The sequence below is a fragment of the Agrobacterium sp. LEGMi-208b genome (assembly GCF_059511785.1).
In genome coordinates, this window is the sequence record NZ_CM183446.1 from 1,569,619 (window position 1) to 1,588,656 (window position 19,038).

17 protein-coding genes are annotated in these 19,038 nt (G+C 59.3%); 13 read left to right on the forward strand and 4 right to left on the reverse strand.

The window, feature by feature from the left end:
- Positions 1–99: 99 nt before the first annotated feature.
- The 4 genes from AC5YUO_RS21695 (at position 100) to AC5YUO_RS21710 (ending at position 4,860) form a co-directional block, all read left to right on the forward strand.
- Complete coding sequence (locus AC5YUO_RS21695; protein ID WP_496156540.1) at positions 100–840, forward strand: SDR family NAD(P)-dependent oxidoreductase; 741 nt, start codon at positions 100–102, stop codon at positions 838–840.
- Positions 841–1,063: 223 nt separating this feature from the next.
- Positions 1,064–2,824, forward strand: coding sequence for a monovalent cation:proton antiporter-2 (CPA2) family protein (locus AC5YUO_RS21700; protein WP_496155149.1), 1,761 nt, complete (start codon positions 1,064–1,066; stop codon positions 2,822–2,824).
- A 15-nt stretch (positions 2,825–2,839) separates the two neighbouring features.
- Positions 2,840–3,838, forward strand: coding sequence for a homoserine dehydrogenase (locus tag AC5YUO_RS21705; protein WP_496155150.1), 999 nt, complete (start codon positions 2,840–2,842; stop codon positions 3,836–3,838).
- A gap of 65 nt (positions 3,839–3,903) precedes the next feature.
- The gene (locus AC5YUO_RS21710; RefSeq protein ID WP_496155151.1) at positions 3,904–4,860 is read left to right on the forward strand and encodes a quinone oxidoreductase family protein; all 957 of its coding nucleotides are present in this window, start codon (positions 3,904–3,906) and stop codon (positions 4,858–4,860) included.
- Between the two features lie 372 nt (positions 4,861–5,232).
- Here the strand turns inward: AC5YUO_RS21710 and AC5YUO_RS21715 are convergent, their stop codons facing one another.
- Positions 5,233–6,117: a LysR family transcriptional regulator gene (locus AC5YUO_RS21715; RefSeq protein ID WP_496155152.1), complete on the reverse strand. Its 885-nt coding sequence runs from the start codon at positions 6,115–6,117 to the stop codon at positions 5,233–5,235.
- 154 nt (positions 6,118–6,271) lie between these two features.
- On the opposite strand from AC5YUO_RS21715, the gene AC5YUO_RS21720 reads away from it, so the two are divergent.
- From AC5YUO_RS21720 to AC5YUO_RS21745, 6 genes are all read left to right on the forward strand, one after another.
- Complete coding sequence (locus AC5YUO_RS21720) at positions 6,272–6,934, forward strand: hydrolase (RefSeq protein WP_113731600.1); 663 nt, start codon at positions 6,272–6,274, stop codon at positions 6,932–6,934.
- 208 nt (positions 6,935–7,142) lie between these two features.
- Positions 7,143–8,174 (forward strand): Atu2307/SP_0267 family LLM class monooxygenase, encoded by a 1,032-nt coding sequence (locus AC5YUO_RS21725; RefSeq protein ID WP_496155153.1) that lies wholly within the window; start codon positions 7,143–7,145, stop codon positions 8,172–8,174.
- A 35-nt stretch (positions 8,175–8,209) separates the two neighbouring features.
- A complete protein-coding gene (locus AC5YUO_RS21730; RefSeq protein ID WP_110760682.1) occupies positions 8,210–9,100 on the forward strand; it encodes a LysR family transcriptional regulator in 891 nt (296 codons plus the stop codon).
- Positions 9,101–9,254: 154 nt separating this feature from the next.
- A complete protein-coding gene (locus AC5YUO_RS21735) occupies positions 9,255–10,190 on the forward strand; it encodes a pirin family protein (RefSeq protein ID WP_110760663.1) in 936 nt (311 codons plus the stop codon).
- Between the two features lie 39 nt (positions 10,191–10,229).
- Positions 10,230–10,565: a GNAT family N-acetyltransferase gene (locus AC5YUO_RS21740; RefSeq protein WP_496155154.1), complete on the forward strand. Its 336-nt coding sequence runs from the start codon at positions 10,230–10,232 to the stop codon at positions 10,563–10,565.
- Positions 10,566–10,633: 68 nt separating this feature from the next.
- Positions 10,634–10,975: a hypothetical protein gene (locus AC5YUO_RS21745; protein WP_496155155.1), complete on the forward strand. Its 342-nt coding sequence runs from the start codon at positions 10,634–10,636 to the stop codon at positions 10,973–10,975.
- Positions 10,976–11,173: 198 nt separating this feature from the next.
- Here the strand turns inward: AC5YUO_RS21745 and AC5YUO_RS21750 are convergent, their stop codons facing one another.
- A complete protein-coding gene (locus AC5YUO_RS21750) occupies positions 11,174–12,082 on the reverse strand; it encodes a LysR family transcriptional regulator (protein WP_496155156.1) in 909 nt (302 codons plus the stop codon).
- Between the two features lie 239 nt (positions 12,083–12,321).
- On the opposite strand from AC5YUO_RS21750, the gene AC5YUO_RS21755 reads away from it, so the two are divergent.
- From AC5YUO_RS21755 to AC5YUO_RS21765, 3 genes are all read left to right on the forward strand, one after another.
- On the forward strand, positions 12,322–14,127 hold the full coding sequence (locus AC5YUO_RS21755; protein ID WP_496155157.1) for an amidohydrolase: 1,806 nt from the start codon (positions 12,322–12,324) through the stop codon (positions 14,125–14,127).
- Between the two features lie 153 nt (positions 14,128–14,280).
- Complete coding sequence (locus AC5YUO_RS21760) at positions 14,281–14,739, forward strand: VOC family protein (protein WP_496155158.1); 459 nt, start codon at positions 14,281–14,283, stop codon at positions 14,737–14,739.
- Between the two features lie 207 nt (positions 14,740–14,946).
- Complete coding sequence (locus AC5YUO_RS21765) at positions 14,947–16,425, forward strand: alginate export family protein (protein WP_496155159.1); 1,479 nt, start codon at positions 14,947–14,949, stop codon at positions 16,423–16,425.
- Positions 16,426–16,767: 342 nt separating this feature from the next.
- Here AC5YUO_RS21765 and AC5YUO_RS21770 read toward each other — a convergent pair whose 3' ends face one another.
- Together AC5YUO_RS21770 and AC5YUO_RS21775 are read right to left on the reverse strand one after the other, a co-directional pair.
- Positions 16,768–17,889, reverse strand: coding sequence for a DUF2218 domain-containing protein (locus AC5YUO_RS21770; protein WP_496155160.1), 1,122 nt, complete (start codon positions 17,887–17,889; stop codon positions 16,768–16,770).
- 18 nt (positions 17,890–17,907) lie between these two features.
- On the reverse strand, positions 17,908–19,032 hold the full coding sequence (locus AC5YUO_RS21775) for an ABC transporter substrate-binding protein (RefSeq protein ID WP_496155161.1): 1,125 nt from the start codon (positions 19,030–19,032) through the stop codon (positions 17,908–17,910).
- Positions 19,033–19,038 lie beyond the last annotated feature (6 nt).

Below are 19,038 nucleotides of genomic sequence, written 5' to 3' on the forward strand. Positions count from 1 at the left end.
TTATCTTACGGCTGAACGAAAGCCTGTCGGAGCAACCAGTGGCGAGGAATGGACCTCGAAATCGGTAATATGGCGACAGAGAAAGCAAAGGGTATGACTATGCATGAACTAGCTGGAAAGAATGCGCTCGTGACCGGTGGGTCGCGCGGCATCGGGGAGGCGATTGCAATTGCGTTGTCCGAGAAGGGTGCAAACGTCGCGATAACGTACGAGCGATCCGTAGACAGCGCGGAGCGACTTGTCCGGACTATCGAAGCGAAGGGGGGCAAGGCCATCGCGCTACAGGCCGACAGCGCGGATCCTTCGGCCATCCAGCGGTCAGTGGACGAAACCGTCCGTGCGCTGGGCGGTCTCGACATTCTCGTCAACAATGCGGCGATCGCGCGATATAACACGATCGCAGATTTCACAGTCGATGATATCGACGTACTGCTTGCCGTTAACGTACGCGGACCGGTTCTCGCTGCAAAGGCCGCAATTCCCCATCTCAAGAAAGGTGGGCGCATCATTACCATCGGATCGGCGGGCGCAGATCGCATCGCTGGTGTACCTGGCACGGTCTACTACATGACCAAAGGCGCGCTCCAGGCATTTAACCGCGGTCTCGCGCGCGAACTGGGGCCCCGAGACATAACGGTCAATCTCGTGCAGCCAGGATCGACAAACACGGAATCGAACCCGGAGACGGGCGAATTTGCAGACTACCAGCGTAGTCTGAGCGCACTCGGTCGCTTTAACCAGCCAGAGGATGTTGCGGCTGCAGTTGTTTTCCTGGCGACACCGGCCGCCCGGCAGATTACCGGCACCATCCTTACGGTGGACGGTGGCGCTCTCGCGTAGTTCTTGGTGACGGCTGTGGTTGCTCGACTGCAAACAGGCAACCTGCGTTCGCCCCTGGCGGACCAGTCGCATAAGTCGCGTTCCCCTTTTCGCGACAGTGTTTTGCCGATGCCGCGACTATTCGTGCCAGCGCCGCAACGATACCAAACTCAATGAGAAGCGGGTCGGCCAAGCAAGGCCTATTGCCGGCCGCTGCAAAACAAAAGACCGGGGATGTGAGTGTATGGCTGAAGCGAGCTTGGGGCAGACGATTGGACCGGCGATTGTCCTGATGGGAGCGGCCGTGGTCGCGGTGCCCCTGTTTCGGCGGTTTGGCCTGGGCTCGGTTCTCGGATATTTCGCAGCCGGTGTGCTGGTTGGGCCGTCGGTGATCGGGCTGTTCACCGATGCCGCGTCGATATTGCATTTCTCCGAACTCGGCGTGGTGATGTTCCTTTTTATCATCGGATTGGAACTCAGACCCCACAAGCTTTGGGCCATGCGCGGCCAGATTTTCGGGCTCGGCCTCGTGCAGGTGGCGGCGGCGACAACCGCCCTGTCCTTGGCGGGTGTGCTGGTCTTCGGCCTGCCTGCCACGGTGGCCTTCGTCGCCGGCGCGGGTTTCGTGCTGTCGTCGACAGCCGTCATCATGTCGGTACTGCAGGATCGTGGTGAGATTTCCTACCCGGAGGGCCAGAAATCCGTATCCATCCTTCTCTTCGAAGACCTGATGATCGTGCCGCTTCTGGCAGTTGTCGCCTTTCTGTCACCACTCTCGCAGGGACAGTCGGGATGGGTGGATGTTCTCCTGGCGCTCGGCGCACTGCTCGTTCTTCTCGGCGTATCGAAATGGGGGCTGAACCCGTTCTTCGCCCTTCTGGCGCGGGCAAGGACCCGAGAGGTGATGACGGCCGGCGCGCTGCTGGTGGTGCTGGGGGCCGCTTTGCTGATGGCGGGTGCCGGGCTTTCCATGGCGATGGGCGCCTTCCTTGCCGGCGTGATGCTTTCGAGTTCGAGCTATCGGCACCAGATCGAAAGCGATATCGAGCCGTTTCGCGGCCTGCTGATGGGCCTGTTCTTCATGGCAGTCGGCATGTCGCTGGAGCTTGCCGTGGTGGCAACCGAATGGCGGCTTCTGCTGGCCATGCTGGCCGCCTTCACCATCGCCAAGGGCGTGGCGGTCTATGCGGTTGCCCGCCTGTTCGGCGGCTCCAGCCACCAGGCTCTGCACCGTACCTCGATGTTCCTGCAGGGCGGCGAGTTTGCCTTCGTGCTCTATGCTGCCGCAACCGCTGGCGGGGTGATCGATCCGCGCGAGAATGCGTTGTTCACGACCGTCATCATATTCTCCATGGCGCTGACGCCGCTGCTGATGATCGCTGCGGATCGGCTGCTGCGCGGCGAAGCGTCGATGGAGGGTGTCGAGGCGGCGCGTGATCTCAGCGGAAGGGTGCTCGTGATCGGCTTCGGCCGTTTCGGCCAGATTGCCTCGCAACTGCTTCTGTCTAAGGGCGTCAACCTTTCCGTCATCGACATGAACCCCGACCGTATTCGGGACGCGGGGCGTTTCGGTTTCAAGGTGTTTTTCGGCGACGGCACGCGTCTCGACACGCTGCACCATTCCGGCGCCGGTTCGGCCGAGGCCTTGCTGATCTGCATCGACGATCCGAAGGCCGCCCTGCAGATCGCGGAACTGGCCCAACATGAATTCCCGCAGGCCAAGATTTTGGTGCGCAGCTATGATCGCGGCCATGCCGTGGACCTGATCCGCGCCGGCGTTGACTACCAGATCCGCGAAACGGTCGAATCCGCCTACAGGATGGGGGCGGAAGGCTTGCGCGCCCTGGGTTATGCCGAGCTTGACGTGGAGGAAGCGGCAGAGGACGTTCGTCGACGGGACAATGAGCGGCTGTCCGAACAGGTGCAGGGAGACGCCATGTCCGGCATGGATCACCTGCATCTCGGACCCGTTCCCGAGCCGCTGAGCGGTGTGGCTGCGAAATAACGGAAGAGCGGGACGATGAACACGGTGAGGATTGCGATAGCAGGTTTCGGCGGCGTGGGACGGGCAACGGCAAGCCTGCTTCTGTCCCGGCGGGAGCGTTATCGCGACGTTTACGGCGCGGATATGCGGCTCGTGGCCGTCTGCGGATCCCGGTCCGGTGTAAAAAGCGCGGATGGACTGGAAGAGGTGCATCTCTCCACCTTGGCGGATGGGTTCTCCGGGCCAACTTTCATTGAGGAAAGCGGCGCTGATATCCTGATCGAGGCAGGCCCGAGTGACTTCCGCACCGGTGGCCCGGGGCTTGTCTATCTTCGTTCGTCGCTTTCGGCCGGGCGTGACACGATCGTGATATCGAAGGGCGCGCTGGTTCATAGCGGGCGGGAACTGCGGGCGCTTGCCAAAGGCTCCGGCGCGATGCTCAAGCTCAGCGGCGCCGCCGCGGCCGCGCTGCCGACGATCGATCTGGTCGAGTATAGTCTCAAAGGCTGCGAGGTGCTCGAAGTCGAGGGCATTCTGAATGCCACGACCAATTATCTGCTCGATGCAATGACGACACGTAGGATCGGCTTCGAGGAGGCATTGCGGGAGGCACAGCTTGGCGGCTTCGCCGAAGCTGATCCACGCAATGACACCGAGGGTTGGGACACTGCTTGCAAGCTGCTGATCCTCGCCAATTTCGGACTGGGTGCTGACCTCACGATGAGCGATCTGACCGTAGCGGGTATCCATTCGGTCACCGCGGAACGGATCGAGGCGTGGCGCGGGCAGGGGCTTGTCCCGAAACTCGTTGGCCGCCTTTGGCGCGAAAACGGTGCGATCCGCGCCGAGGTCGGCATCCGGACCTATCCGCTTGCCGATCCTCTCGCGAATATCCGCGGCAAGGACAAGGCGATCCGCATCGTCACCGATGCGATGGGCGAGACGCTCGCGATTGGGGCTGGGAAAGAGCCGCTTGCGACGGCCGCCGCAGCCTTGAAAGATCTGGAACATATCCTGGCGGTAAGGATGGTCTGAAACCGGGCGATACAGCCACCGCGACCACTCAAGGCAAGAGGTCCCTAACGGGAAAGGAACATCGCATGAAAGCTGCAGTCTATGACAACCCCGGTCCGCCGACAGTCTTGAGGTACGCAGATGTGCCCGATCCCGTCTGTGGGCCGCAGGACGTGCTGATTGCCGTCGAGGCGATTTCGATTGAGGGCGGCGACTTGATCAACCGGCGCTCGACACCGCAGCGATCCTCTTGGATCGTTGGTTATGCGGCTGCCGGGACCATTGTTGCGGTTGGCGAAAACGTGGGGGACCGAAGCGTTGGTCAAAGGGTGACGGCCTTCGACATGCAGGGATCGCATGCCGAACTATGGTCTGTGCCCGCCTCTCGCACATGGTTGATCCCGAATGACGTCGGCACGGTGCAAGCCGCGGCACTGCCGATCTCCTTCGGGACGGCCCGCCACTGTGTCATCACCAAGGGCCGGCTAAATGAAGGGGAGACGGTTCTGATCCAGGCGGCCGCGGGCGGTGTTGGTCTGGCGGCCATTCAGCTCGCGCGTCAAGCGGGGGCCACGGTCGTTGCGGTCACCGGTGGTCGCGAACGACAAGCGCGTCTGGCCGCACTTGGCGCCGCGCATGTCATTGATCGATTTGAGCAGGATGTCGTTGGGGAAGCCCGTCGGCTGACGGATGGCAGGGGAGTTGATCTCGTGATTGACCCCGTTGGATCGACCTTGCAAGCCTCCCTTTCCGCGCTTGCCGTCGAGGGACGTCTCGTCTTCGTCGGAAACGCTGGCGGTGGCGGTCTCGACGTCGATCTCTGGTCGCCCATGCAGAACAATCAGACGCTTCACGGCGTTTTCATGGGGCCGTTGTTCGAACGGCCTGCCGTGCATCGGACGGTTGACGAACTTCTGGAGGCTGCGGCAGAAAAGCGGCTGGACGTGGTTATCGATCAGGTTTTTCCGCTTCGAGAGGCAGCAAGAGCTCATGAATATGCCGAAACGGCAAAGCCGTTGGGTCGCGTCGTGATGACACCCTGACGCGGAGGCGTCGAAAAACTGATCTGGCGGCAGGAAAGCCGCCGGCATGGAGCGGACCTCGTTGAGGAACAGTTGCTGCGAATGTCCATCTGCCGACGGGTTTTGATGAGACCTGTTCATATCCGGTACTTGTTTTGTCGATCCCAAGCAGCAGTGCGAACGAGCAAACCTTCTTGGCTTCGACGCTTTCAACCTTGTGCCTGAGCTTCTGATACAGTCTCTTCAGGTCATCATCGGAGGTCGCCACGGTGCCACCGGTCGATGCGAGGCCGGCCACCGTCTGTTCGATCTCTCTCCGTTCAGCGAAAAGGACTTTTGTCGCCGAAGGCGCCGGCCGTTACTGCATGTATTGCAAGCCGGCTAGCGATAACGTTAGTCGATTCGTTGCCCGCCGCTGTCGAAGCACTCGATCAGCATTTCGGTCAGAACGCGGACCTTTCTTGAGGGGTGCTGTCCCGGCGGGCGAACGACATAGATTCCGGCCGGTGGCGGCGGATGATTTTTCATGACCGTCACCAATGCTCCGGAATTCAGATAGTCCCGGGTAAGGCCATCGGGGAGCGCGGCGACACCCAATCCTGCCGCGGCAGCAACGACGAGAGCAGCCCCGTTGTCAGCCTTGAATCGGCCCTGTGGGCGAATGGTGACGATCTTTTCGCCATCCATCACCTGCCATGTTTCCATTCCCTGCATAAGCGCCTGATGCGTGACGAGCTCCTCCGGTGTTTCCGGGGAGCCGTGAGCTTTGATATAGGCGGGGCTTGCGACGTAGTTTCCGTACAGGGGGCCAACGCGTCTCGCGATCAGGTTGGAATCCTGAAGTGTGCCAACCCGGATCGCGCAATCAAACCCTTCCGCAATCAGGTCCACGAAACGGTCGCTGTAGCTTGTCTGGATCTGCAGTTGCGGATGGCGCAATGCCATGTCCGCCAGGACAGATGCAAAGTGGGTGGGACCGAAGGAAAGGGGTGCGGCAATTCTTAGTCGACCGGTCAGCTCCCCGGCGGGCAGGATCGTGTCTCTGGCGACATCGATTTCGGCGCTGACCCTGGCAGCATAATCACGGAAAGTGGCGCCCGCTTCCGTCAAGGAAGCTCCGCGCGTGGACCTCGCAAGCAACTGCACGCCGAGCTCCGCCTCAAGCCGCGCAAGCCGCCGGCTCACCATCGATTTGGAAACGCCCAGCCGAAGCGCAGCGGGCGTGATGCCGCCCGCGTCCGCGACCTCCACGAACGTTCGTAAATCCTCGATATACATGCTGCGTTCCCCTTTCCGCGACACTGTTCGGCGCAAACGATGACTACCGCATCGAAATTGGGAATGACAAGGTCCTATCGCAGGCGGCGCTTCGGAGGGCACTTCATCCCTCCAGCAACGTGTCTCAACCAACCGCGAACCTAGGAATTTATCCATGACCTTCCGTAACGGCCTTGACTCCCTTCTTCGCCCTGAAGACTCTGTTCTCGTCCTGATTGATCATCAGCCCTATCAGCTCGCAAACCTGAACAGTCACGATCCGCAAGCTGTGGTCAACAGCACGACCGCGTTGGCGAAGCTGGCAAAAGCCTTCGACGTTCCGACCATCCTGACCAGCGTGATCGCGGATCGGGGTGGTCTTCTTTTCAAGCAGATCACCGACGTATTTCCCGGCCAGGAGGTAATCGATCGCACCTGGGTCAACACCTGGCAGGATGAAAATGTTGTCAACGTCGTCAAGGCAACCGGCCGCAAGCAATTGATTATCGCCGGCCTGTGGACCGAGGTGTGTGTCGCAATGCCAGTCATCCAGGCAGCCGGCGAAGGCTGGGACGTGACTGTGATCACCGACGCGTCAGGCGGGATTTCGAAGGAGTCCCACGAAGTTGCCGTCCAGCGCATGATCGCTGCCGGCGCGAACCCGATGACCGTGATGGCACTCGCTGGAGAATGGCAACGCGATTGGGCGCGTACCGGGCATGTCGAGCAGTTGACCGAGATTCTCATCCAGCATTTTGCCGGCAGTGGTATTGCCTATCTTTGGGAACAGCAGCTCCTCAACACGCCCGTAAAGGCGGCCAGCAAAGCCGGTTTGTAAAAGTGCGACCGGGATGGCGGAATGTCGAATTGATATTACCGCCACGGCGTCATTCGAACCTCGCCATCCCCACTCCAGAACGCTCATGCCTGGCAGAACGGCGTCCCGGCGCCGTTTGCCGTCATGACGGCACTTATATGGCCGTCGAAACGAAATCGGCCCGGTAACCGTGGCGGCAGACAATTCACTCAATTCACAGGGACCAGGCATGGAAATAGGTATCGATAGTTTTGCAGCGATCTTGCCGGATCCTAGAACGGGCAAGCTCCCATCGTCGACGGATCGCATGGCCGAGCTTATCGAGGAGGTCGCTGTCGCGGATCGCGTCGGCCTCGACGTCTTCGGTATCGGAGAACATCATCGTAGCGAGTTTCTCGATTCGGCACCGGCTGTTATCCTGGCTGCGGCCGCGGCTCGCACCACTCGGATCCGGCTAGCAAGCGCAGTCACAGTCCTGAGTGCCGCCGATCCGGTGCGCGTCTTCCAGGAATTCGCAACCCTTGACCTGATTTCCAAAGGTCGCGCCGAACTTGTCGTCGGCCGGGGATCCTTCATCGAGGCCTATCCCCTGTTTGGCCTTGATACCCGGCATTATGACGAACTCTTTGCCGAAAAGCTCGACCTATTTCTCAAGCTCGGAGAAACGACCAATATCGCCTGGGAAGGCCGCTTCCGTCCGCCACTCGAAGGGCAGGGGGTCTTTCCACGTCCGCATCAATCGCGGCTCCCCGTCTGGATCGGAGCAGGCGGTTCGCCGGAATCCTTCGCGCGGGCCGGCGCACTCGGGCTTCCCTTGATCGTGGCGATCATCGGCGGCAGCTTCGACCGCTTCCGCCCGCTTGTCGATCTCTATCGCGAAAGCGGTCAACGCGCCGGACATGATCGCGAGAAGCTGAAGGTGGGTGTTCATGCGATGGGTTTTGTCGCTGAAACCGATCTGGCGGCGAAGGATGCCTTTTTCCCCGGATGGGCGCATCTGACGACGAAGATCGGCCGTGAACGCGGTTGGTCGCCGCCCACGCGCCAGCAGTTTGAAGTGATGGCGGGGGCCGGCGGCGCATTTCTGGTGGGTGATCCGAAGACCGTTGCGGCCAAGATGCTGCAGGCCAGCGAAACGCTTGGCGACCTTTCCCGCATCACATTCCAGATGAGTACCGCGTCGCTCGAAACGGAAGCGATGAAACGGTCGATTGAACTTCTGGGGACCGAGGTCGCTCCGATCGTCAGAGCGGCACGATAGGAGCCCTGCCAATCGTCATGACGGAGGAACGCGAGATGGACATCGAAGATCTGCGGATATTCGTGGAGGTCGCCGACTCGGGAGGGATCACGTCGGCTGCGCGACGACTGGGCGTTTCGAAGTCGATGGTCAGTCGTGGCCTGACCAGAATCGAAGCTGCGCTTGGGATCCAGCTGCTTGCACGAACGACACGGGGAGCCGGCCTGACGGAGGCTGGCGCCCTGTTTCGCGACCACGCGGCAAAAGTCTGTGCTGAAATCGACGTCGCGCGCGAGGCGGTCCTGCCGGAAGGTGATCTTCGTGGACGGTTCCGCGTAGCAGTTCCGCTCACATCGGGTCCGGTCCATTTCGCTCCGGTTCTTGCTAAAATGGCGCGCCAGCATCCCCAGCTTCAAATCCATGCCGACTATAGCGACCGGTTTGCTGACCTCATCGTTGACGGGTTTGATTGTGCGATCCGTGTCGGCTCACTTCGCGATTCAAACCTGATCGCAAAACGGGTCGGCCAGATCTATGGTAAGCTGGTGGCGAGCCCGGACTATATCAAATTGCATGGCGCGCCCGAGACGCCGGAAGACATCGCGTCCCACCAGGCTCTGGTTGGTGCGGAGACGTGGCGATTCATGGACGGCGACAAGATCGTCACTGTGCAGCCGCAAGGCCGCTTCAGGACTGACAATGGCATGGCGCTTGCGACTGCTGCTGCTGAAGGGCTGGGTATCGCCTGGCTCCCCGATTGCGTCACCCAAGAATATCTCGTGTCAGGGGCGCTCGTTCCAGTCATGACCCACTTTCCGTTACCCCTCGGCGGAGTCTATGTCGTGCGGCCTCCCAGCCCGCATCCGTCCCGAAAGGTACGGGTTCTCTCCGAGTTCCTGATCAAATCCTTTGAGAATGACACGCATTGTTGGGACGTCGAGATGTGATGGGGCGACAGCGTGTTGCGCCTTCGGCGACACAGCGTAGCGCTATCCGCAGCTAGTCGCCGTCGCTTTCTATTTTTATTGTCGGGTTTGGTGGGCCGGCTCGTAAAAGAGTAAGCGCGCGGGTCCATTTTATAGAGCAAAGAGGAGAACGCGCATGAGTTGGAATCCCTCCTTGGCACCAGCTTGTCCTGATGGGATCGGTCTGGATGCGATTGACACCCTCATCATTCCCCGTTCGCGCGACCTCGGCGGCTTTGAAGTTCGACGCGCCCTGCCTGCGCCGAATCGTCAAATGGTGGGGCCATTCATCTTCTTCGATCAGGTCGGGCCTGCTGAACTCCTGACTGGACAGGGCATTGATGTGCGGCCGCATCCGCATATTGGCCTTGGCACCGTCACCTATCTCTATCGCGGCGAATTCCATCACCGTGACAGCACAGGAGCCGATCAGATCATTCGACCTGGAGCCCTGAACTGGATGGTTGCGGGCCGGGGTGTCACGCATTCCGAGCGCACTACACCTGAAGGCCGCAGCGGGCCGCAAAGCTTGCTAGGAATCCAGACTTGGGTTGCGCTTCCTGATAGCCACGAAGACATGGCGCCGATGTTCGAACATTATGAAACACAGGCGCTCCCGATAATTGAGGATCGCGGCGTGACGGTCCGGCTTATTTTGGGAAACGCCTATGGCGCGGTAGCTCCTGCGAGGATGTTTTCCGAGACCTTTTATGCCGATGTCACGCTCGAAGCAGGTGCACGTCTGCCCCTGCCGGACGATCACGAGGACCGCGGGCTCTATATCGTGGAAGGTTCAATTTCGATTGCTGGCCAGGACTTTGAAGCGCCGCAGATGATGGTGTTCCGCCCCGGTGACAGGATCACAGTCACCGCAGGCGGTCAGGGTGCAAGGCTGATGGCGCTTGGCGGCGCAACGTTTTCAGGACCACGCTACATCTGGTGGAACTTCGTCGCCTCCTCGAAGGAACGCATCGAAGAAGCTAAAGCCGAATGGCGTGCAGGAAACTGGGGGGAGGGGCGTTTCGATCTTCCAGCCGACGACAGGGATGAGCACATTCCCTTGCCCGATTGATTTTCTGCGGGCCGACTTCAACGAGAAGATCACCGCTGGATGGGCGATTGGCACAATGAACACAGACTTGCTGATGGAGGACATGTGATAAGCGAAGAGGTTGAGCGGGAAGATGGCGCATCCAAGGGACGCTACCGGATCGTCGTCGATGGGCACGAAGCCGAGATGACATACAGTCGTGCGGGGCAAAAGCTGATCATCATCGATCACACTGATGTTCCTGCTGCGTTGCGTGGCCGGAAAACTGGCGAGCAATTGGTCCGCCGGGCTGTTGAGGATGCCAGACGGGACGGCATCGCGATCATCCCGCTTTGCCCATTCGCCAAAGCGCAGATCGAGCGCCACGCGGAATGGCAGGATGTTTTAAGAAAGTGAAAAATTCAACCGAACAATGAGCCAGAGCCGGTGGCGAGCTTTTCAAGCTGCTTGCAGAGAGATGAACAATGGCCGAAAACACACCTGATCGAACTTTGGCAGACCGCCAGATCGCCGAGGTCATCAGTCGCACTGACAAGACGCTTGCTGTCGCGGTCTCCTGTGCTCTGGACGAGGCAACCAAACGGGCGCTCGAGGAAATGCGAGCGATCGGCCACGAAGATGCTGCGCCAGCATTGCAATACTTTGCGGCAGTCGTTCATCAGAGAATGTATTGCCTCATGTGTGGTGCAGACCCGGATACCTTCGAAGGCGGAAACCCTAAGACCGCCTATCACGTTATCCGTAACGCCCAGAACATCGCCAGGCACTATTGGTCCGCAGACATTGAGCCTTACCCGGAAAAATAGCGATGGGTTGTGCATCGATAGTGAGGGCGCCTTTCGTCGCCAACGCCTCTTCGATGTAATCGGTACTCCATGGCGTAGGGAAGCAATGACCCGCGCTTGCCATCTCGAACCGCGGCGACCGGTTTTTCCCGCCGCTGGATTCGACCGGGGCAACTGTTCGCAATACATCGCACTTTAGACTTTGCTACGGCAAGCTCATCAACCGTACTTGCCGAGGCTCGGTACACCGTCATTGATGGTCGCGGCCCCAAAGCGTTCTGCGAGCAACTCAGTGAGGGTCCTCACCTTGCGCGAAGGATGCTGGCCGGGCGGCCTTACGACAAAGATGCCGGCTGCCGGAATAGGATAACGCGTCATGATGGGGACAAGCGCACCTGAGGAAATATGGTCCTCAACAAGGGGTTCTGGAAGATAGGCGATCCCGACACCATCCAGGGCGGCAGAGACCAACGAAACCCCGTTGTCAGCTATGAAACGTCCCTGCGGAAGCAATGTGACAATCTTGTCGCCATCCTTGAACTGCCACCTCTCGTCGCCTCGCATTGCGACTTGATGATTGACGATTTCATCTGGCGATACGGGAGCGCCGTGGGCATCGATGTATTCAGGACTTGCGACCAGGATGCCGCAGACCGATCCGACACGCCTTGCGACGAGCGCAGAATCCTGAAGGTAGCCAACCCGGATGGCGCAGTCAAAACCCTCTCCGACAAGATCGACGAAACGATCAGTGTAGGAAGAAAAGATTTTCAGCTGCGGATGTCTTAGCGCCATTTGGGAAAGGACGGGAGCAAAATGCGTCGGCCCAAAAGACAGCGGTGCAGCGACGCGCAATCGGCCGCGGAGATCGTCAGAGTGGAGAATAGCCTCTCTCGCAATATCAAACTCGCTGCAGATTTTGGCAGCGTGCTCCCGAAACGTCGCACCGGCTTCGGTCAGGGATGCGCCGCGAGTCGTGCGCGCCAGCAACTGGACGCCGAGATGGTTTTCAAGCCTGGCAAGCCGCCGGCTGACGAGCGATTTGGAAACGCCAAGTCGGCGCGCTGCCTGTGTGACGCCAGAGGCATCAGCAACCTCCACGAAAGTGCGCAGTTCCTCGATGTCCATTAGTGTTTCCTATTCCGCGACATGGTGTGTCACTTTGATGGCCTACCGTAGCCGAAATTGCAATGGCATTCTCTACCTCGACATGGTTGCCACGGCGCCGTTTGACGAGGCGCTTGCAACGACGGATGGGAAGCGATGACGTTTCGCGACAGCTTTAACGCACGTCAACCAGTCGCAACGTCCGTAAGGAGCGGGCTTCCGCATCTGCGCAATTAGAGAAGCAGTCGATCGAGGGGAAAATGATCAGGAAAATATGCATCGCGTTTGTGACAAGTCTATCTTTCTCGGTGGTTCAGGCACAAACGACGCAGGAGCAGCCCGGCGCCGATCTGATCGTTTTCAATGCAAAGATCTTCACCGGCAACCGTGCTCAGCCCGAAGCTTCGGCTTTGGCAGTCAAGCAAGGGCGCATTTATTCCGTCGGTTCTGATGCGGATATTCTCGACCTCAAGGTTTCACGTACCGAGATTGTCGATGCGCGCAGCCGCAGGCTGATACCCGGCATCATCGACGCCCACATCCACGTTCTCAATGATCTGGCCTACACCTACAATGTTCGATGGGACGGCGTGCCGACGCTGCGCAAGGCGTTGACGATGCTGAGCGAGCAGGCCCAACGCACCCCACAGGGGCAATGGGTCAAGGTGATCGGGGGCTGGTCGCCCTACCAGTTTGAGGAGAACCGCTTTCCCACACTGGACGAATTGCACGCCGCCGTGCCTGACCGGCCCATGATCGTGCAATATGCCTACAACCAAGCCTTCTTGAACAGGCAGGCGATGGAAGCGCTTGGCGTCGGAACCGATCGGTTCCCGAAGATACCGGACGTCGAATTCGAAAAGGACGGCGGCGGCAATCTCACCGGTGTGGTCCACGGCTATACCTGGTTGTTTCTCGCCCTTGAGGCCATGGTGCCGCAGGCCACGTTCGACGAACAAGTGAGTTCGTTGATCTACAGCATTCACGGTCTCAACCGCTTTGGCGTGACCTCGATCATCGATAACGGTGGCAGGTTTCCTTACCCGGAGGCACAGGCAAGGGTCGACGTGCTTGCGCGGGATAACCGCCTCAACGTGCGTATGCCCTTTGTGGACCTGCAACTCGGCGACGGTGGGCCGATAAACATGGTGGACCTGGAAATCGAGGCAATCACCAAAACGGCGCCGATAAGTCCGGGACAAAACCTGCATCCAAACCTGGCACATGGCCACGAATATCGGGGTGCCGGGGAGGTCTTAAGCGGGGAAGTGCATGATCATGAGAATTTCGACCGCCCGGCGGTCATTATCGAGCCTGAGAGGATGCGGCGTTTCGTCGAGCAGGATGTGATGAAGCTCGTCCAGCGGCGTGTCCCGTTCCGCATGCACATCAGCTATAACGAGAACATCTCCCCGTTTCTCGACGGTCTGGAGAAGGTGAACCAGACGATCCCGCTCGATGGCCTGAAATGGAGCCTCGAACACGCCGAAACCATTAGTCCGGAGAACATCGCCCGGGTGAAGAAGCTGGGCGGCGGAATTGCCCTGGACGCCAAGATGGCGCTGCACGGCGATGGTTTCATAAAAACATATGGTCGCGAAAAGGCGTTGCAGACGCCGCGACTGGGCATGCTTGTGGATAGCGGTATTCCTCTGGCCATGACCACCGATGCCTTCAGGGCAGCGACGTACAATCCGTGGGTCGCTTTAAGCTGGATGGTGTCCGGGAAGTCGGTGTCCGGATCCGAGATTCTTGCCAGCGACAATCGCCTTTCCCGCGCGGAGGCACTGAAACTGTTCACCAGTGGCGCAGCGTGGTTCATGAACACGGAATCCGAAATGGGCCTCATCGCCCCCGGCAATCTCGCGGATTTCGCTGTTCTCGACAGGGATTACTTTTCGGTGCCGGAGGATCAGATCAAATCCGTTTCTTCCGTTCTGACCGTCATGGACGGCAGGGTCGTGTTTGGCGCGCAGGACTATAGCGGTCTGTCGCCGCAGCTGCCCTCAATTCTTCCGGATTGGTCGCCCGTGAAATACTTCGGCACCTACTATGGGGAAAAATGAACCCGGCGGAAGGTCTTCAGCGCTCTCCCTGAACAGTCATTGGACCAAGGTTTCGACGCCATGCCGAACCATTCCAAATCGACAGGGAATGCCCACCCCTCATCGAAATAAAGCGCGGCAAGGCGTCTGCCGTTGCATCAAGGAGAATATAAATTGCCTGACTTCAACCCACAGGTTCAGAGCACATCATCGCCCTTCGCCGATATGCGCGGACATCACGTTGCGATCCGAATTCCTGATCGGGACGTCGCCATAAAATGGTATCAGGACAAGCTCGACTGGCGTGTCATCCACATGTGGGCTCACGGTGATCAACAGCTCGCCTTTCTCGCGCCGCCAAATGACGATCGGTTCATGGTTGAACTGCTTGCCGGTGGCGACCCGAGCCCGCACCCACTACCGCCTTACAAGGATCTGGTCGATAGCTTGCGATACGCCGGCTACCACCATTTCTGCCTAACTGTCGCGAACATCCAAGTCGCTTTGGACGAGCTGCGTCGCCGCGACGTAAGGATTCTCACTGAACCGTTTCAGGTCGACGAGATCAACCGTAAGATCGCTTTCTTCGCCGATCCTTTCGGGAACGTTATTGAATTGACCGAGGCCATTTAACCGCGCGGCGGAGCATAGCCCCCGCGGACGAGTCCGACAGATTTCACGCAAAAACACACCGGGCTACGGGTCCGACCTTCAGCCAGTCGATAGGCAGCTGGGATGACCGCGCGCGCCATTCTTCACCTGGCCCTTCGGGGTTGGCCGCAATCCCCGCAAAAACTCAAATAGGACGTTCCCATGTGGCGAAAGCCGAAGAGTGTGCCGATGATCGGCAAAAAGAAAATTGCTTTGCCCCGCATATCATTAGCGTTTCGCCTTCAATCCGCTCGATATACGCAGGCACTCCTGCTTTCGCTTGCCGCCTTTGCCTTCGCTCAATGGGACTACCGGTCAGCCTTGGCGGCGGATGAATTACTCCTGGAGCAGAAGAGACCGTCGATAAAAGCCGACAGGTCGCGGGAGGACTGGTCGCTTCTCGCGGGTCCGAAGCTGCGGACTGAGCCGCTGGATCGTCTCAAATACATTCCGTTGTTTCCCTCGAATCCCGACAGCTATATCTCGTTCGGGCTCAATCTACGAGAGATCTTCGAAGTCAGTCATGCGCCGGCTTTCGGGACCGTGCCTGCGAACCCCGGAGATTCCTACTGGTTACAGCGCGCGCAGTTCCACATCGACGTTCACCTGAATGAAAACTGGCAATTGTTCACGCAGTTCGAGGATGTGCGTGCCTTCGACAAGACGGTGATCGGCCCTAACGACGCAAACCGATTTGACCTTCGGCAAGCATTCATCGGCTATACGCAAGAGACTGACAGCGGAACGTTCAGGGCAAGGGTCGGCCGTCAAGACTTTGCCTTTGACCTGGAACGGTTCGTTTCGACGCGCGACGGGCCGAATGTCCGCCAGTCATTCGATGCTGTCTGGGCCGGGTGGGAGACGGATGCATGGCGCTTCTATGGTCTCGTCAGCCGGCCTGTTCAGTATCGCGATGACCGCCCTTTTGATGATCGATCGAGCGGCGATGCAATGTTCAGCGGGGCCCGCGTCGAGCGACAGCTTTCGCCGGATATTGAGGCTTCCGCATATTACGCGCTTTATCAGCGCAAGGACGCTATCTTTCTCACCGCGTCGGGTGAGGAGGACAGACATATCCTCAATATCCGGACGGCCGGCAAATACGCCGGTTTCGACTGGGATGCGGAAGCGATGGGACAGGTTGGCAAGGTCGGCTCAGCCGACATTCTGGCCTGGGCCGTGGGTGCGAGGACCGGCTACACTTTCGAGGATCTCACCTGGTCGCCGCGGATCGGTCTGCAGTTCGACGTGGCGTCAGGCGACCGAGCCGCAAGTGATGGCACGCTCGGCACCTTCAATCCGCTGTTTCCGAACGGCTTCTATTTCTCGCTCGGTGGTCATACCGGGTACGCCAACCTTGTCCACATCAAACCATCGGTCACCGTTCAGCCGACAGAAGACCTGACCCTGATGGCTGGGGTTGGACTGCTCTGGCGACAGACAACACAGGACGCCGTCTACACTCTGCCAAGCATTCCCGTGGCTGGCACGGCGGGTCAGGGGCCGGCATGGACTGGGGCTTATCTGCAGGTCAAGGCCGACTACCGCTTCAATCCCAATCTCACGGGGTCGCTGGAGGCTGTTCATTACCAGGTCGGATCGGCGCTCGAAGCTGTGGGCGGCCGCGATAGCAATTATTTCAGGGCAGAGCTGAAGCTAGTCTGGTAACAATGTCACGTTTACGCCCCCGCAACCAAATCTATCCAATTATCAAAGGGCTCAGAGGAAAATCGGAGCCCTTTTTGTGTTTTGCGGAAATTGCCATTCAGCTCGGCCCCCCCCCCAGGCAACACTCACTTCCTTGAGATGGATAAAACCCTCGAGGGGGAATTTTTGCACATCCATGAATGTTCCTAACCACTGTTGCTGACCCAATGAATCGGTAAACAGCGACGCCGGTAGGACGGGCTCCAGCCCATCTGGGAAGCACTCATTAGCGCTATCTAAGAAAAACGTTCCCTGCGTGAGGCCGGTCCGGCGTGTTTAGTGTTTGAATAGCAATCCTTGTCTTCACTGAGGCAGATAGGCATCGCCTCCTCTGGCAATGATGTCTTCCTCGCTGAGGGACCGGTGCCAGTGCGAATAGAGCACGAAACGGTCACGGGGAAGTCCGATTTCTTTCTTCAGGTGATGGTGAATCGCACTGAATGCTTTGTGTTCACATCCACCCCAGAAGAAGGCGCTCGTCGGGCATTCTGGCCACCGAATGGCGCGGATTGCGTCCTCAAGCTGCGTCGTTGTGCCCGCACCCTTGCCGTTGCGATACAACCATTGGATCGAAACGCTGCTGGAAGAGCAGAGCGGCAGTTTGTCGGCGGCCGTGTCGACTTCGATAAACGCATGGCCGGTCGCCGTCGGCGGCAGATGTTCGAGAATTCTGGCAATGCCGGGCAATGCGGTCTCGTCGCCGGCGAGAACGTAGAAGTCCGCCGGCCCCGGGCCGTTCGCCGCCGGCCCCAGAATACCGACGACATCGCCTGCCCGTGCATTCATCGCCCACAGGGTCGCGGGACCGGGATGAGCATGGAGCGCGAAATCGATTGTGATCGTCTGTCTTGCCGTGTCGATGAAGCGGATCGTATAGACGCGCGTCGGAACCGCAATATTGTCCGGCCAGACGACATGCCCGCGATGGTCAAGTAGCGGCCAGCGTGGTGCGGCGATATCGCGCGGCTGGAAAATGAGACGACAGTGGAGCTGGTCTTTACGGTCGTAACGTTCGAGGTTTTCCCCCTTGAAGACGATCCTGCGAAAGCGGGGCGACAGATCCTCAATGGTCTGCACCCGCAAAATGCGCAGATCGTCGGGTAAGGCGGGGTCCGCATGATCGCCTTCCCATTGAATATCGAGATTTTCACGGGCGGCGATAAAACCGATCGGCCCGACCAGAGCATGTTTCAGCCGGTTCAGGCCGCCGGGATCGGGAGCTTCCGCCGTCAACCGAAAACCGTTTGCCGTCGCCTCGAATGTGGCGTCGCCGAATGGCGAATGGATATGATGAATGCCACCTGCCTTCTTGACGGTCATGTCGTGCGTTGCAATCGATTCAACAATCGGTTCGATATAGTCGTTAATCTTTTCAAACTGGACAGCGGCATGTGCGCGGTATCGGTTGTTGCTGGTCGATGGCATCGGGCGTGGCTCCGTGTCTCAGATCGCCGCCCACAGCGGTCCCTTTATGGGAAACGCCGCGAAGTCGCGATTGATGGTGTCGAGAATGGCGGTTGGATCGATATCGGCACATCGATCCGGATGCAGCCATCTGGCTGCCTGGGCGATAAACAGCGCGTTGAGGGGCAAGTTGGTAATCAACCCGGTCCATATCCCGTAAACACGCTTTGAACGAACGCTCGGCAGATGTTCGAAACTCGGGCGGCCCTCGATCAGGTGCTGTAATCCCTGTCGACCCTGTTCGGCGTCGATTCCAGGGCCGATGGACGGGCGGCCACCCGAGGCCCAGCCGCCGCCGGAGGCGATGTAGACCTCATGCGGTGTGGCGAGAAGATATTCGAGCGACAGCTTCTCAAACCACGGCGCGACCACGCCCGGAAGCGGCTGACCACCGGCCAGCGCCAGCAATTCTCCCCAGTTCTTTCTGCCCGCCGCCCAGCAGCAGTCGTCGAGCGTCGACTGGACCTCCAGATAGGTCGTGACGGGCTTCGCACCTGAAACGCACGTTGCAATGCCCGCCAGTTCCCGCTCGACAAAGGTGATATAGGCCTCTGCTTTGCCTGAAGCACCCAGAAGTGTTCCCCACATGCGCATAGATGCTTTCATCGCATCAACAGGGCCGCTTGCCCGCGCCTCATCGGCCGCGTTTGAGGAGGCGTCGCTGAACACCACGGGAATGCCGATCTTCTTCAGCCTCTGCAGCAGGGAATTCTCATCACCCTGCGGCGTCATGAAGGCCGTGGTTACGATCAGGTCGGGAGACAGGGCGATCAGCCCTTCAAGGGAAAGCGTGTCCGGGCTCAGCGTCCCGACCGTGCTGACGGAATGGCCGTTCAGCAGGATCGTCTGCAATTCACCGCTGTCGAGCCGATCGACGGCGGCCCAGCCCACGACCAGCGACGCAGGATCGCGATGCAGGAGCGACATCGTCAGCAGGTCATGCGCCTCCAGCAGAACGATCCTTTTCGGCAGGGCGGGAAGATGTACCTCGCGCCCCGCCATATCCCTCACGGTAACCGGCTGCTCGGCTCCGGCGGGCTGAATGCCGGAAAGGATGCCGGCTGCCGCAAAGGAAATGCAAAAGCCTCGTCTCGTTATGATCACGGCGAC